Genomic DNA, 14,322 nt, shown 5'->3' on the forward strand with positions numbered 1-14,322 from the left:
CTACGCCCTCTCGAAGGGCGCGTGTAGGGAATCACCTCGGTGCGCTCAGTCTCTGTCTCCGAATTCCTCGGCATCGACTGCCAGGTCTGTCACTCGATACGAATGTGGGTTGCTCCCGACTCGTTCGACGAAGTCACGTGACGCTGCATATTCGAGGTGGGCAGCAGCTTCTCCGGCGCCCATCTTGACGTGGATGCCAGACATCTCTCCGAAGAGTACACGAGCAACGTCCCAGGGTGTGAAATGACCATCTTCTGGTATCGACTCGACGGCACGACGGACGCGTTCCCAGTGGTGCAGTCGTGTCGTCTCGATACGCTCTGGGAGGGATACCACTGCACCGTGGCCAGGACGTGCGTGCTGGTCGACGTCCCACGAACTGATATCGTCGAGCGTGTCGAGATACGTCTCCAGTGGGCTCTCACCGTCTGTTCGCGTATCACTTCCACCGACGTTCGGGGTATACATCGGCAGGAGAGTGTCGCCAACGTAGAGGGTGCTCTCTGCCTGTACAGCGAGGTGTCCGGGTGTGTGTCCCGCTGTTCGGCGGAGAGTGAGTCCAGCTATGGTGTCACCATCTGTGTGCCCCGTCACTGGCGTCCGGTCGGGCATCGGTGAGGGAGTGTCGTTCTCGGAGACTTTCTTCCTAATCGTCTTCGGAACCCCCCACCGTTCCAGTGTGACCTTGTCGCGTTCGACCCGCTGTGTTCGCTCGCTCGTATACTCACGGACTAACGGGGCATCCAGTTCGTGCATATGGAGTGTGGCATCGGCAGTGCTCGCGAGTCGCGGTGCCAACCCAGCGTGGTCGGCGTGCCAGTGTGTGACGATGATATGTCGAACATCGGAAACCGAGAGTCCGTGGCCGCTAAGACCATCGCAGAGTCGTCTCCATGGTCGTTCACCCGGTGGTCCGGGGTCGATAATCACCGACCGGTTGGGGAACACGTACGTACTATTCTCCCCTTCAGGACTTCCGTGGGGGTGAGAGATGCGGAACACGTTCATGACCGTGTCGATGAAACCGTAGCCACCCCGTCAGCAGTAGCTGTCTGACTCGTCAGCGATCGTGTACGTACACCACCCATTGTCGAGGTACCGTCCACCACTACAGACCAACGGGCCGTAAACCCCTGTGGGAGATGTGAATTCATACTCGAGCAAACGACCGAATCTAATTTATAGTTGCTGATGGCCCACGTGGTTCCTCTCGGAATCGATACCAACCATCTGACGAACATCTCTCGGTTGGCTTCGATTCGTCTTCGTTCGTCGGGGTTGGTCGAGACTTTTAATCATAATTCCCGGCTATATATCACAGAGAACTACTAAATTTATTAGATGATAGAATAATTGGCAAATCGAACTAATATATCTATTCTCTGTTCTCCTTTGGAATGTCAAAAATAGATGTGTGATTTCTAATTTGGCTGAATTTTGCTTTCAGGGGCTTCTAGAAGGTCGATAACACTGTGTATTACAATGATTGGATGGTAAAAACCGGAAACCTCGGATATACGTAGAGAAATCTTGTATTTTCTGGCCATATATATCTGAGAACGTAATATCACCATGTAATCTCCGAAATAGTTGGCCTCAATAATTAATATTAGAATCAGACTGTCCTCGGGAGTGACACTCAATAATATCTGATGGTTATTTATGATTTAAGCTAATATATTCAGAAAATTATAATTTAAGCACTGCCGTGAATCGCGTCTATTCTGTTTTAGGTATGCCGCCGTTTCGTCCCCGTTCTCGTCCCCGTTTAGCCACTCTCGATCGGCCCTTCTACAGTCTTTTCAGTTGGTTGCTCTGCACCGCTGTCATCGTCTACGTATTTACCTACTCGTCAGAGGACTCAAGTCAAGCCGCTTTGACGAAGGACTATGGCACGGAGGCCACCCTCCGAACCTAGATGTGTCGCAACCTCGGAGGATGGAAATGTTGCGTGCCTTCTCAACGACGGTTTCGAGCTTGAATCAAACTTGATGGCGAATCGTCTGCATTCTGACTACGTTTCTCCGGAAACGATGGGGTCTCAGGTCCGGATATCAGCGGTTATTCTGAAATGAACTGGTTCAGTTGAATGCTGAAATCAGGAATTGTATCATAGTCAATGTACGGACAGTGATCTGAATATCTAAACAGAACCGAAATATGTGCTTTCATACAGTTGATGATAACTATTCAAAATATGAAATATTTGTGACTCTCTCGAACAACTAGCTCCGTCCACGGTAGATAGCAGTAACAATCCGTTTATCAAAGGATAATCGACTTTTAGCGTGTTCGAGTCTCGTGAGACTGTCGATTGCATCCAATTAATTAAATTAATATTCAAACACAGATTTTTACAGATAACGTGGGGTAATACTCATAAGTAAATACAGAAGCATCAAAAATAGACGACTCTATTTTGATTTGTTAACTATTGTTTCCTCTATAAACCGTTGAATAGTTTTCAAACTATCGATTAATATATTATAATTAAAATCTGAAATATCGACGTTCACAAATCACCGACTTTGTGAGCTTGCACCGGCGAGCACCATATTATATACTACTCCAAATAATAATTGAATTAGTATGCACAGAGCAGTACTTAGTACGTATTCACCTCCTGATCAGGTCGGATTGTATTCTCTTACAATGGCACAAGAGTCTGGAGCCCTTAAACCAAAGACTGGAATTAACGCTGGCCGAGATCCAAGTTATCTGGCAATCAATTCGAAGACAAACCATGTCTACGTAGTTAATGAGGATTCAACTGGTTGTGTGAGGGCGTATAATCTGAATACCAAATCTGGAGCGTTGGAACTTATCAACGTGATTTCCACACCCTATCCTGACCCATGCTACTGTTCAGTTCTACCTGAGTATAACGTGGTCCTGGTTTCTCATTACGTCGGAGCTGCCGTTTCTGTACTTCCGATTGGACCATCTGGTAGGTTACTAGAACCATCCTGTATGATTGAGCACAGTGGGTCCAGCGTTAACCCAGACCGACAACGACAGGCCCACCCACACGCGATTGTTCCAGGTCCAAATCACCGCTACGTATACGTTCCCGATTTAGGCACTGATCAAATTGTGATTTACCAATTTGAACAAGAGACACGGTCTTTATTACACCAGACGACAGTAGATGTCTCAACTGGTGCCGGGCCTCGTCATCTTGATTTTCATCCATCCGGAGATTACGCTTACCTAATTAACGAACTGCATTCGACCCTGACCGTGTTCGAATGGAATGAACGTACCGGCGAACTCTTTCCGATTCAAACAATAGAAACAGCTCCAAAAACCGTTGAGAACACTGCGGCCGATATTCATGTTCATCCGTCAGGAGATTTCGTTTACGCATCCAACCGCGGCCACGACTCAATTGCAGTCTATCAGTGCAAAGACGACGGGTCTCTGCACGCAGTCGAGAACGAACCTACGCGCGGTAGATGTCCTCGGAATTTTGCGATTAGTCCTGATGGCCAGTATCTCTACGCCGAGAACCAACTGTCGAATACTGTTGTGGTATTTAATATCGACTCTGGCACTGGCAGGCTGACCTCGACAGGTCGAAAGCTCACTGTCCCGAACCCAGTCTGTCTAAAATTTGTTTAACGGAGTACGGTCCCAGATGGGTCTGTTGAATCTTCTCTCTTGATGTATATTTACAGGATATCTCTTTATCCCTGTTCGTAAATAATCAACAATGGCGTTTTTGGGAGTAGCTTGACTCGAATTTAAACCACTCTTTCGCTTTGCTACATCGGTGTATGTACTGTGATTCAGTTCATTGCAGAGCATCTTTACAATACTAGTAGTGTAATACCAATCTGCCTTTTAGAAAACTAACAAGTAAAGCACAGTGGCGATGTTCATAATTAAATAACGCCATTTTATTTTACTATAAATGTATTCGGTACTAATTACGATGTTAGCTATTATTGAACGCGGACACTGATTAAAACGCAGTATGTTAGCCATTGTGTCCCCAGTTCGAAAGAATAAGATGAGTTTTCTCTTCTGTGGGGTCATAGCGTGCGTATTACAACTCATTAAGTGAATTCCGACGCCGTCTGTTCAAATATAACTAACAGAGTCACTGGAGGTTACCCCCGCCACTCACGCGGATGATGTCTCCAACAATGTACTCTGCACGATCACTAGCCAGGAACATGACGGCGTCGGCAATTTCTTTTGGCTGTCCTAATCTGCCAATCGGCTTCTCTTGTCCTAACTCGTCCAGTACCTGTTGAGCAGACAGACTACCATCAACTCGTGCAGCGTCTTCGGCCTCAGATCGTAATTGGGGCGTTAGAGTCGACGCTGTAGAAATACCGTTCACACGAATACCGTGTGGAGCTAACTCGTGTGCCAACTTCCATGTGAGACCATTAATCGCCGTCTTTGAAACACCATAGAGACCCCGGCCTCCGGCTCTGCGGTCTCCAGTTTGGCTGGTCAAGTTCACAATACTCCCACTAATACCGTTCTCGGTCATATGTTCGGCGACTAACTTGGAACAGTAAAATTGAGAACGGACATTGACATCCATAGCGAGTTCCCAGTCCGAAAGTTCAGCCGAAACCATTGACGATTCACCAGGCCAAACGGCTGCGTTGTTCACTAACAAATCTACTTCTCCGAACGAGGCAATAGCCTTGGCGACCAGTGCCTCAATCTCTGCTGGCTCACCTACATCTGCCGTCTTTCCGATTATATCCCCTTCTGCTTTCTTATTTAATTCTGAAACTGTGTTATCGACATCCGTTTCGGTCCGTGAATTGATGAGAACGTTACCACCGGCCTCTGCGATGCTCTTCGCGATTGCTTTGCCGATCCCTTTTGTCGACCCTGTCACAATTGCGGACTCTCCGGTGAAATCAAACATGCCTTTCCCAGTCATCTCTACGTCGAACCATCCTGCCGTTGTATTTATAGATTCCGGCGGGTTGTAATGGCTTGTTTCTCACAACCCAGACTTCACCATGAAGTAATCCGGATATCCCGAAGTGGGTTCTCTAGGGGGATTGAGACCTGTCCTCCAGTATAGTGCGAGAGGTAAAATCCGATAATAACCTCAAGAGAGCGGATAGCTTCTTCTCCGGGTGAATGATTGATTGCCTCTCCCGCGAGGAGATCAGAGATGTGATGAGCTGCATTTTTGAATGAATTCTTGTAGTCGACTTCCCACGTCCAGGCATCCTCAATTCCGGGAAGCGGTTTCTCCACGTGCTCACCATCCTCCAGTGACCAGTATCTCCATTCACCATCGTCGTTGTTTAAATACAACTTCCCCTCGGATCCTATGAACTGCATCGACATCGAAGACATATCTCGGGGAATTGTACAATCAATGGTCACGAACGTCCCATCGTCCATCACTACGTGCCCACCTCCCCCTGCGTCGTCGACGTGTTGTCCCGCTTTGAGTGAATCGACCGCTTCGTTCTCTCCAGTTATGTAACCGCTGACTTGGTCTGCTCTGGCTTCCAATAGATGGACCAGAGTATCCAGAAGGTGTGTGGAGTTCCGCATCAGTTCCATCCGGAACTGGGTACTGACCGACTGTATATCACCAAGAATATTTTCATCCTGAATCAGTCTGCGAAGCTTTTGCTGTTTGGTGGTGAACCGAAAAGAGTGGTTGATAACCAACTCGGTGTCGTTCGTGTCGCACACTTCAACCATCTCTTCTGCGTGTTGGACCTTTGACGCGACCGGCTTCTCGCACCAGATGACATCTGGGTCAGCTGCAGATTGCGCTGCATCTGTCACGTGTTCGTGGTGAAGAAACGTTGGAGTACACACCGAAACGACGTCTAGGTCTTCTTCGGCCAACATCTCATCGTGTCCGACATACCTCCTCGCCTCTGGAATTTCCCAGGCCTCACCAAATGTATCGATTTTTTCTTTGGAGACGTCTGCGACTGCAACGAGTTCGATATCCTCTGTGGAATTGTATCCACCCGCGTGGCTCGCATCGATTTTTTGTTTCCCAATCTTACTGCTATCGTGCATCCCCAATATTCCCATTCCAGCGATTCCTCCCGTACCGATAATACCTGCTCTGTACGTCATTTTCCTTTCCTTTGGTTGTATAGCATGGATTCGATCATTAACTCCGTTGTCGAGCGCTCTTGACTACCACACTCTCTGCTGGGTAGCTTACAGAGTAATCGTCATGTTAGGTGTATAAAAATATTGTGTCCGGCTCAGAAACATACGGCTGTGTTTACCTCCCAATCTTTATTTCCTTGATCACCAAGCGTATCACGAATGAAGATATCCGGCTACAAGCTACGAAAGATAGAGGCCCCAATTGGACGGATAATTGGTGACTCACAGGTGGACCCGATCTCCGAATTCGAGATGGTCGTTCTTGAATTGATGACTGATACTGGTGAAGTAGGAGTTGGTTTTAACAGAGTTAATCTCACTGGAGAAGGTAAAATATCAATTGAAACGCTCGAAAGTGAATGTCAACCGCAGATGGAACAACTGCTCGGGTCCTCTCCTTTTGCGGTACGGAACCAAATGGTCCGACCACGAGGAGGGAATCTCGACAGTGGACGTTTCGAAGGGGCTCTTGATGTCGCTCTTTGGGATCTTTGTGGCAAGCACTTGGGCCTCTCAATTGCCGAACTAATGGGGGCGGACACCGACAGAGTTCCTGCGTATGCGAGTGGTATCTCGTTTCCAAACGACGATGAGACCACACGTGAAATCTACCAACAATTCGCCGAACATGGGTTCACTTCCGCAAAAGTAAAAGTCGGATATCAAACCGTTGAGGAAGATATTGACCGATTGAAGTTGGTCCAAGACATTCTTGGGGAGGATGGGACTTTGATGATTGATGCTAACGAGGCATTTAGTCCTAAAGAGGCACTTCGTCGGTTAGAGCAGTACGAACGAGCTGGATTCGACGTGTACTGGTTCGAGGATCCAGTCCTGCGCCACGACGTCGAGGGTGCTCGACGGGTTGCACAGGGAGCGTCGAGCACTCACGTTAATGTAGGCGAGTACGTCGGCATCGAACATACCCGGAGACTTCTTGAGAGCGGTGCCGCAGATATTGTAAACCTCCGTGGGTTATCTTCTGGGCGCTCAACTGCGGAGCTGGCGTACAGTTACGGTCGGCCCCTAGCTGTCGGAAACACGCCGGGGGATGTTGGTGTTCACCTTGGGGCTGCACTTCCTGAAGTCACCTACGTCGAGTGGTCGGCCCCCGGGTGGGCCAAACTGTTCGACAACCCTGTACACTTCGCTGATAACTACGCCCACGTGCCAGACGGGCCAGGCCACGGTCTCACACTTGACGAGTCCGCGATGAAACAGTATGGCTCACTCGTAATGGAAAATTAGCAACTACGCCCACCACAACAGTTTTAGTCGATGGGCCACGTTTCAGCCTCAATGGCGAAATTAGAGATCAACTCACTCCGGAAGGAGTATGATGATGTCATAGCCGTTGATGATCTTGATATCTCAGCGGAGGATGGGGAATTCATCGTGGTCGTTGGGCCAAGTGGATGTGGAAAGAGTACCTCACTCAATTGCGTTGCCGGGCTGATCACACCGACTAGTGGGAGCATTGTTCTCGGTGAAGAAGAGATAACTAATCTTCGTCCACAAGACCGAGATATCGCGATGGTGTTCCAGAACTATGCACTGTACCCACATATGACCGTAGGCGAAAATCTGCGATTCGCGCTCAAAATGTCTACGGACATGTCTTCTAAGGAGAGGAACGAGCGGGTTGATGAGATTGCTAATTTGCTCCATATTGACGACCTGATTTCTCAGAAACCGAAAGAACTCTCGGGGGGGCAGCAGCAGCGAGTTGCGCTTGGGCGAGCGATTGTTCGGAAACCTGGGTTGTTCCTGATGGACGAGCCACTCTCGAATCTTGATGCAAAACTGCGCTCTGAAATGCGGATCGAGATTCAGCAACTCCAAAAACAAATCGGAACCACCACACTGTACGTTACACATGACCAGACCGAAGCGATGACCATGGGTGATCGCATCGCGGTTATGAATGAAGGTGTTCTTCAACAGATTGGAACCCCGCTTGAGATCTATAACAGACCGGCCAATCGGTTCGTTGCGGGGTTCATTGGTGAGCCATCGATGAACTTTTTCGATGTTACGAAGCGAGAGAAGGCGAACGGTGCTATCGAACTCCAGCATGACCTGTTCACGCACACGATACAGACCCACAAGAGTGAGTTGGCTGAGACGAGAGACGAGTTGACTCTCGGAATCCGGCCGAACGACATTGAGGTCGCTTCCGCCGACGCTTCGAATACAGTCGAAACAGAAGCCGATGTCGTCGAGCCTATGGGCGACGTCGATCACGTCTACTTCTCTCACGAAGATGAGACGTACACTGCCAGCTTAGCGGTGGAAGAACACATCAGACGGTCTGATTCTGTGGTTCTGAGCTTCCCCGAGTCTCGTATCTATCTCTTCGACCGGGCGTCTGGTGAAGCAGTTGCTCATCCACCTGAACGAACATCGGAAGCACAAATCGAACAGAGTAGATAGGCACTTCGCTGAAAGCCTTAATTTCGGACAAGTGGGGGAACTCTGCTCATCGTCTGTTTTCATCCAAGGGCGAAAGCTCCTTTTCGGAGCTCTTCAGTCAGTTTAGTGCTTTGCAGACATCTCATCCACATTTTAAAAAATTATAAATACTTTTAGTTATAACTCGTTTTCCGAGGCATGGCAAATCATAACAGATCTCGGATCACGAGACGTAAGTACGTTGGCGGTATCGCAGCAGCAGCAGGCACAGTTGGTCTAGCCGGCTGCGCCGGCTCAGGCGGGGGCGAAGATAGCACCACTAGCGATGGATCATCTAATAACGGGGACAGTGGGACTTCAAACGATAATGGAAGTGGGACACAACAACTCCCAGACTTGGAGACGTGGGCGTGGTCGGTTCACGTCCCTCCGATGGAGGAACTCGCCTCTAGCTACGAACCTACAAAGGTAAACGCGAAGAAGGTCCCCGTCGACGAGATCAACCAGAAACTGACGACGGCGTTACAGTCTCAGTCGAATCTTCCCAGTGCCTCCTTGATTCGTGGTGCACTGTTGAAGAGCCTCGCACGCAATGGTGGCGTCATTCGTACAACTGATCTGGTCGAAAAGTATTCGGACCGAATCTTCGACGTTGCGAAGACGAAGAACAAAATCGACGGCAAATGGTTCAGCGTACCGAATGATCTGGGTCCCTACTGCGTGATGTACAATGCCGACCTCTTCGATGAGGTTGGACTCCCTACCGATCCAGCGGAGGTGGAACAGGAGATTCAGACTTGGGACCAGTTCATCGAGGCGGGCAAGGACTACGAAAAGAAAACCGGAAACAAGTTCGTCGCACTTTCGACCTTCCGTGACGCACACGGCCTCGGTGCCGCAATGCAAACGCAAAATGGTGGGCGTTGGTACAATGCAGATGGGGAGTTCCAGTACGACCAACAAGCAAATATTGAGGCCGGGGAGAAAGTCAAGCGAATTTACAAGGAGATCAACAAACCCTTACAGATGTTTTCCAGTCAGTACTGGGAAGCGTACAGAAGTGAGGAAATTGCTGCACTTCCGGCTCCAGGGTGGCTTATCGGCTTCATGATCCAGAGTCTGAGTGACATGGAAGGGAAATGGCGTGTTATGCTTATGCCGAGTCTTAACGGAGACACACCTCGTGGTTCCAACTTCGGCGGTGCTGGGGCCGGCATTCCGGTGGCCCTTGACAGCGATGAATCTGATGCAGTAATGGACTTCCTCCAGCACTGGCACCTCTCGGAGGAGGCATTCAATGTGAAGTTGCGTAACGGAGTCTTCCCTGCCCACTACGTCGAAGGAGCAGAGCAGGCTGAAGCCGAGGACCCGTTCTTCGGTGGACAGAAGCGGAACATGAAACTCGTCGAGTCTGCCCAGAACTCTCCTGCCCAGTATCAGCGCCCTACGATTCGTGCTTGGGAACTTGATCAGGAAGCCCATCGGAAGTTCCTGGAGGAAGACGCTGATGTCGAGCAGACGCTGAAAGATACTCATGCGAAAATCTTAGAGGAACTACCCGAAAAAGATAAAACAGCGACGTAGAATACATGTAGTATGGCGACCAGTGACATAAGCAACAGACTTGAGAACGTGCGTGATTCGCTCGGGCTAAGCCGGTTCGTAACCCGGGACATCGCACCATACCTGTTCCTAGTACCGTTTTTCCTGATATTTTCGTTATTTTATGTATGGCCGATACTGTGGGCACCGTGGATGAGTCTCCACTCATTTGGTTTTGGGTCCACAGAGTGGGTTGGGCTACAGAATTATGAAACAATCTTATCTGGTAGCCAGTTCCTGACCACGTTGACAAACACGTTCGTAATCGCTGGCCTAGTCATCCCTTCGCAGGTCATTGGCGGGCTGCTCATCGCAGTCATGCTCAATTCTCAACTCATTCGGCTACGAAGAATAATCAGAAGTGGGTATTTAGTCCCAGTCGCGTTGTCGATGACTGTCCTCTCGATAGTTTTCCAGTTCTTGCTATCTCGGGGTGGACTAGTTAATCAGTTTTCAGATGCTGTGTTTGGTGGTCATGTACTGTGGCTCGCTGACCCACTCTGGGCGAAAATCTCTGTCGCACTAGTAATGATCTGGCGGCAAATGGGTATCTCGGTGCTTATCTATCTTGCTGGATTGCAGGGGATACCGAATCATCTGTACCAAGCAGCCAAAATTGATGGAGCTAATCGACTTCAGCAGTTCAGATATATCACCGTACCCCAACTTCGGCCGATTACACTGCTAGTCGTCATCCTTAGCACTACACGGACGGTTCGACTATTTGACGTTCCGTATGTACTGACGGGTGGCGGACCGGGGAATGCATCGAAGACGATTGTCCAGTACCTGTTCGAGACCGCGTTCCTCAACGTCAATCTGGGCCGAGCCGCGGCAATCGGGACCGTGCTTACAGTTATCCTTGGTGCCATTATGATTGCTCAATACAAATTCGGGAGTGAAACACAATGATTCAACAGCTACTATCAAAAGGTAATGACACTAAGAAGCGGGCGTTCCAGATACCTGAAGAGCTACAGAGTTTCTCGGGCCTGAGCATCAACACTCTGGCTCTTGTAGGTGCGGTCCTCTTTGCGTTCCCCTTCTACTACATCCTCGTTGCCTCCTCGTTTTCTGAAGGGGTAATCTACCAATTCCCCCCCAAGTTGACGCCCGGGGGTCAATATCTCCAGAATTTCTCAAACCTATTGTTTGAGACACAATTCTCCCGGACGTTGCTGAACAGCCTTATTTACGCCACGTTCTCTACGATCGGCGTTCTCATCGTTGCGACAACATCAGGGTACGCATTTGCCAAGTTCGAATTTCCCGGACGAAAACCTCTATTCTACGTCACGCTAATCACCCTTGCTATTCCCTTCCAACTCATAGCGATTCCACTATTTTCACTGCTCGTTGACTTCGGGCTGGCGAACACCTTCGTCGGCTTGGTGTTGCCAGCGGTTGCTCATCCGATCGGCGTGTTCTTCATGCGACAGAATATCGAGCAGACCATTATTGATGATATGTTAAACAGCGCTCGGATAGATGGAGCTTCGGAAATTCAGGTATTCAGACACATCGTCTTTCCGCTCATTCGACCTGGTCTGGCAGCATTGGCGGTACTAATGTTCATGCTCCGCATGAACGAGTTGTTCTGGCCGCTGGTCGTGATGCGATCTGATGCCAATTCGACAGCAACGATGTTCTTGGCAACCTTCCTCGGGGGTCCCGAGTCACCGCCTGACTGGACGGTAATGATGCCTGCTGCACTGTTAGCATCGATTCCAGTGCTCATAGTATTCATTTTCCTCCAAAAACACTTCGTCAAAGGACTGCTCGCGGGGTCGGTTAAGCAGTAAATCTCTTTATTTTCCTCATCGCACTTCGGTTAACCGTAGGTAATGTTCAGCCCTGCGATATTAGTCGCCTCTTCGAGTTTGTTGGGGATCTCTTCTTCAAGCCGAGTGCCTTTCATCCTGCTAACTGGACCAGAGACACTGATTGCTCCCGCAACCTCGTCGGAGTTGCTAATGATTGGTCTTGCAACGCAGTTGAGTCCTTGTAGACGCTCCTGACGGTCGAATGCTACTCCTCGTTCCCTGACGGATTCTAACTCTTCCATCAATTCCTTCCGTGATGTGACCGTGGAGTCCGTAGTGCTCGGCAATCCGTGATGTGTGATTATCTCATCAACCCGCTCTTCTGGGAGAAACGCCAGAATGGCTTTTCCTAGGGCAGTATTGTGCAAATGCACCCTTGACCCGGTAAATGAATCCACCCGAACAGCTTCTTCTCCGCGAATCCGATAGAGGTAGACACCACGTCCGTGTTCCTCAACGAGTAAATTTGCTAACTCTCCAGTCTGGTCGGCCAAGTCTCTGACTTGTCTCTTTGCGACGTCGTAGACCGGGTATCTCGAACGGGCGAACGAACCCATCGTTAGAAATCGAAGCCCAACTCGGTACTCATCTCCCTCCTGGACGACGTAGTCCAGTTCTTGCAGCGTCCGAAGGTAGTTGTGTACGCTACTCTTGTGCATGTCCAGCTTCTCTGCTAGCTTTGTCAACCGTGCGCCATCTTCCTCCTGCAAGACGTGGATGATTTCAAACGTCCGCTGAGTTGCCTTGACCGGATTTTTCGCCTTCTTGCCGAGACCTGTCATGGTACATCATCAAATTTGGATATACATAAATCTATTCAGCAATAGTGAACTACATCTAGTTAATATTGTAAATCAATTCTACGCCGTTTCTGAGTGTCCCCCATCGGTAGTGTTTCACAATAACTGGCTATTTCTCAGAGTTGTCTACCGCTATCACACACCTCCTTCAGATGTTGTTTAATATCTGGGTGGGTATTACTGACGTCCTGCTTTTCTCCGTTCAGCGTATCGAGCAGCACTCCATCCGTATCTTGAGAAAGATCATCGTATCCACGGACGAATTTGTACCGGCCATCGAATACGGCCTCCCAGTTACCCAGTGCAGTACGGATGTGTTTCCGGTGCGACTCCTTTTTGCCGCGAAGTATATCGACTAGACTGCGGCTATCGGTATCATCTGGTATTGATACGTTCGCTTGTTGCAGGAACGTAGCAAAGAGGTCGTGCAAACCGACTAGTGCATCTGATGGCTCTTGTGGTCTCATTCTGGGGTCGTCTATCACTAGTGGAATTGCAACCGACGGATGGTATGGTGACCGCTTTCGCCATTCTCCGTGGTCACCCAACATTTCACCGTGGTCGCTACTAAAAACGACAATCGTCTCCTGTCGCTCGTTCCGTTCTTCCAGTACCTCGAGATACTTACCGATCCAGTTGTCGATATTTTCAATCATCGCCGCATAGTTGCGACGGGCATCGGCATGTTCATCTGGGGTCAACTCATCCCCTGCCTTTGTAGGTTCGGGGAAATCTACGTCGGGATCCCTGTACCAGCCATGCATCTCCTCTGTCACGTCCAATGGGTCATGTGGACCCGCAAAGTTGACCACAAGGTGCCAGGGGCTTCCTGACGGGGCATCTGACAAGAGAGAGAGTCCTTTCTGTGCAATCCAGTTATCACAGTATGCCTCCGGTGGAAGTGGTGTAGGGAATGTGGCACGAAACGCACCTTCGTCTCGACGTCGTCTCATATCTGCCACGTGGGTTTCAGCAAGACCATTCCGGTGGAGAAATGCCATGTATGGGTCCTGTGGTTCCTCAGCTCCACTGATTACTGCGTCCCACTTGCCTGCGTTATCGGTCCCTGCGGAGAACCCCCATTCCGATAGACACCGTTGCCCGTCTGTCCCCCATTTTGGAGTTGATTTGTGTAGGTCAAATTTCCCGCACCCCATTACGTGGTAATTGCCTTCATCTCGGAGCAATTGATAGTAGGTCGTTTGATTTTCTGGAAAATCCACTGCGTTGTGAGGGACACCGGCTCGTTCGTACTGATATCCGGAAGCCAAACATGCCCGGCTTGGTGCACAGAGTGGAGCCGGGCAGAGCGCGTTGTCGAAACGAACTCCCTGCTTCTCCAAACGTTCAATGTTTGGTGTGCGAACCGGCACCTCTGGATTACTTCCAAGCCAATCGAAACGATGCTGGTCGGTCAAGAAGAACAGGATATTCGGTTGATTGTCTTGCATCAATGTGACTCAGATTGACTGTTATCCAGAGAGGGAAATTACTGTTGCGGTGATCCGTGTCGCTTACACCAATTTCCCTCTCTTTTGGCCTATTTCATCTTCGTGATTTTT

11 protein-coding genes are annotated in these 14,322 nt (G+C 49.5%); 6 read left to right on the top strand and 5 right to left on the bottom strand.

Annotated elements, in window-relative coordinates:
* Positions 1-45: 45 nt before the first annotated feature.
* Positions 46-1,008 carry an MBL fold metallo-hydrolase gene (locus ACK3R5_RS16775; protein ID WP_411965854.1) on the bottom strand — a complete coding sequence of 321 codons (963 nt, stop codon included), beginning with the start codon at positions 1,006-1,008 and terminating at the stop codon, positions 46-48.
* A 1,581-nt stretch (positions 1,009-2,589) separates the two neighbouring features.
* Here ACK3R5_RS16775 and ACK3R5_RS16780 point away from each other — a divergent pair.
* Positions 2,590-3,621 carry a lactonase family protein gene (locus ACK3R5_RS16780; RefSeq protein WP_411968925.1) on the top strand — a complete coding sequence of 344 codons (1,032 nt, stop codon included), beginning with the start codon at positions 2,590-2,592 and terminating at the stop codon, positions 3,619-3,621.
* A 481-nt stretch (positions 3,622-4,102) separates the two neighbouring features.
* Here the strand turns inward: ACK3R5_RS16780 and ACK3R5_RS16785 are convergent, their stop codons facing one another.
* Positions 4,103-4,909 carry an SDR family NAD(P)-dependent oxidoreductase gene (locus ACK3R5_RS16785; RefSeq protein WP_411968926.1) on the bottom strand — a complete coding sequence of 269 codons (807 nt, stop codon included), beginning with the start codon at positions 4,907-4,909 and terminating at the stop codon, positions 4,103-4,105.
* A 77-nt stretch (positions 4,910-4,986) separates the two neighbouring features.
* Positions 4,987-6,084 carry a Gfo/Idh/MocA family protein gene (locus ACK3R5_RS16790; RefSeq protein WP_411968927.1) on the bottom strand — a complete coding sequence of 366 codons (1,098 nt, stop codon included), beginning with the start codon at positions 6,082-6,084 and terminating at the stop codon, positions 4,987-4,989.
* A gap of 198 nt (positions 6,085-6,282) precedes the next feature.
* Between ACK3R5_RS16790 and ACK3R5_RS16795 the strand changes: the two genes are divergently transcribed.
* The 5 genes from ACK3R5_RS16795 (at position 6,283) to ACK3R5_RS16815 (ending at position 11,939) form a co-directional block, all read left to right on the top strand.
* Positions 6,283-7,371 (top strand): mandelate racemase/muconate lactonizing enzyme family protein, encoded by a 1,089-nt coding sequence (locus ACK3R5_RS16795; RefSeq protein WP_411968928.1) that lies wholly within the window; start codon positions 6,283-6,285, stop codon positions 7,369-7,371.
* 51 nt (positions 7,372-7,422) lie between these two features.
* Positions 7,423-8,556, top strand: a complete 1,134-nt coding sequence (locus ACK3R5_RS16800) for an ABC transporter ATP-binding protein (RefSeq protein ID WP_411968929.1) — start codon at positions 7,423-7,425, stop codon at positions 8,554-8,556.
* A 411-nt stretch (positions 8,557-8,967) separates the two neighbouring features.
* Complete coding sequence (locus ACK3R5_RS16805) at positions 8,968-10,119, top strand: ABC transporter substrate-binding protein (protein ID WP_411968930.1); 1,152 nt, start codon at positions 8,968-8,970, stop codon at positions 10,117-10,119.
* Positions 10,120-10,290: 171 nt separating this feature from the next.
* On the top strand, positions 10,291-11,049 hold the full coding sequence (locus ACK3R5_RS16810) for a carbohydrate ABC transporter permease (RefSeq protein ID WP_411968962.1): 759 nt from the start codon (positions 10,291-10,293) through the stop codon (positions 11,047-11,049).
* Complete coding sequence (locus tag ACK3R5_RS16815) at positions 11,046-11,939, top strand: carbohydrate ABC transporter permease (protein ID WP_411968931.1); 894 nt, start codon at positions 11,046-11,048, stop codon at positions 11,937-11,939. The genes ACK3R5_RS16810 and ACK3R5_RS16815 overlap by 4 nt, the downstream gene beginning before the upstream one ends.
* A 29-nt stretch (positions 11,940-11,968) precedes the next feature.
* Here ACK3R5_RS16815 and ACK3R5_RS16820 read toward each other — a convergent pair whose 3' ends face one another.
* Both ACK3R5_RS16820 and ACK3R5_RS16825 read right to left on the bottom strand, forming a co-directional pair.
* Positions 11,969-12,742: an IclR family transcriptional regulator gene (locus ACK3R5_RS16820; RefSeq protein ID WP_411968932.1), complete on the bottom strand. Its 774-nt coding sequence runs from the start codon at positions 12,740-12,742 to the stop codon at positions 11,969-11,971.
* 134 nt (positions 12,743-12,876) lie between these two features.
* A complete protein-coding gene (locus tag ACK3R5_RS16825) occupies positions 12,877-14,211 on the bottom strand; it encodes a sulfatase (protein ID WP_411968933.1) in 1,335 nt (444 codons plus the stop codon).
* Positions 14,212-14,322: the final 111 nt, after the last annotated feature.

The organism is Haloferax sp. YSSS75, from assembly GCF_046764215.1.
GTDB lineage: Archaea > Halobacteriota > Halobacteria > Halobacteriales > Haloferacaceae > Haloferax.

Excerpts from the sequence above, each read along its gene's own strand:
- ACK3R5_RS16775 (WP_411965854.1), bottom strand. The coding sequence starts at position 1,008 with ATGAACGTGTTCCGCATCTCTCACCCCCACGGAAGTCCTGAAGGGGAG.
- ACK3R5_RS16780 (WP_411968925.1), top strand. The coding sequence starts at position 2,590 with ATGCACAGAGCAGTACTTAGTACGTATTCACCTCCTGATCAGGTCGGA.
- ACK3R5_RS16785 (WP_411968926.1), bottom strand. The coding sequence starts at position 4,909 with ATGACTGGGAAAGGCATGTTTGATTTCACCGGAGAGTCCGCAATTGTG.
- ACK3R5_RS16790 (WP_411968927.1), bottom strand. The coding sequence starts at position 6,084 with ATGACGTACAGAGCAGGTATTATCGGTACGGGAGGAATCGCTGGAATG.
- ACK3R5_RS16795 (WP_411968928.1), top strand. The coding sequence starts at position 6,283 with ATGAAGATATCCGGCTACAAGCTACGAAAGATAGAGGCCCCAATTGGA.
- ACK3R5_RS16800 (WP_411968929.1), top strand. The coding sequence starts at position 7,423 with ATGGCGAAATTAGAGATCAACTCACTCCGGAAGGAGTATGATGATGTC.
- ACK3R5_RS16805 (WP_411968930.1), top strand. The coding sequence starts at position 8,968 with ATGGAGGAACTCGCCTCTAGCTACGAACCTACAAAGGTAAACGCGAAG.
- ACK3R5_RS16810 (WP_411968962.1), top strand. The coding sequence starts at position 10,291 with ATGAGTCTCCACTCATTTGGTTTTGGGTCCACAGAGTGGGTTGGGCTA.
- ACK3R5_RS16815 (WP_411968931.1), top strand. The coding sequence starts at position 11,046 with ATGATTCAACAGCTACTATCAAAAGGTAATGACACTAAGAAGCGGGCG.
- ACK3R5_RS16820 (WP_411968932.1), bottom strand. The coding sequence starts at position 12,742 with ATGACAGGTCTCGGCAAGAAGGCGAAAAATCCGGTCAAGGCAACTCAG.
- ACK3R5_RS16825 (WP_411968933.1), bottom strand. The coding sequence starts at position 14,211 with ATGCAAGACAATCAACCGAATATCCTGTTCTTCTTGACCGACCAGCAT.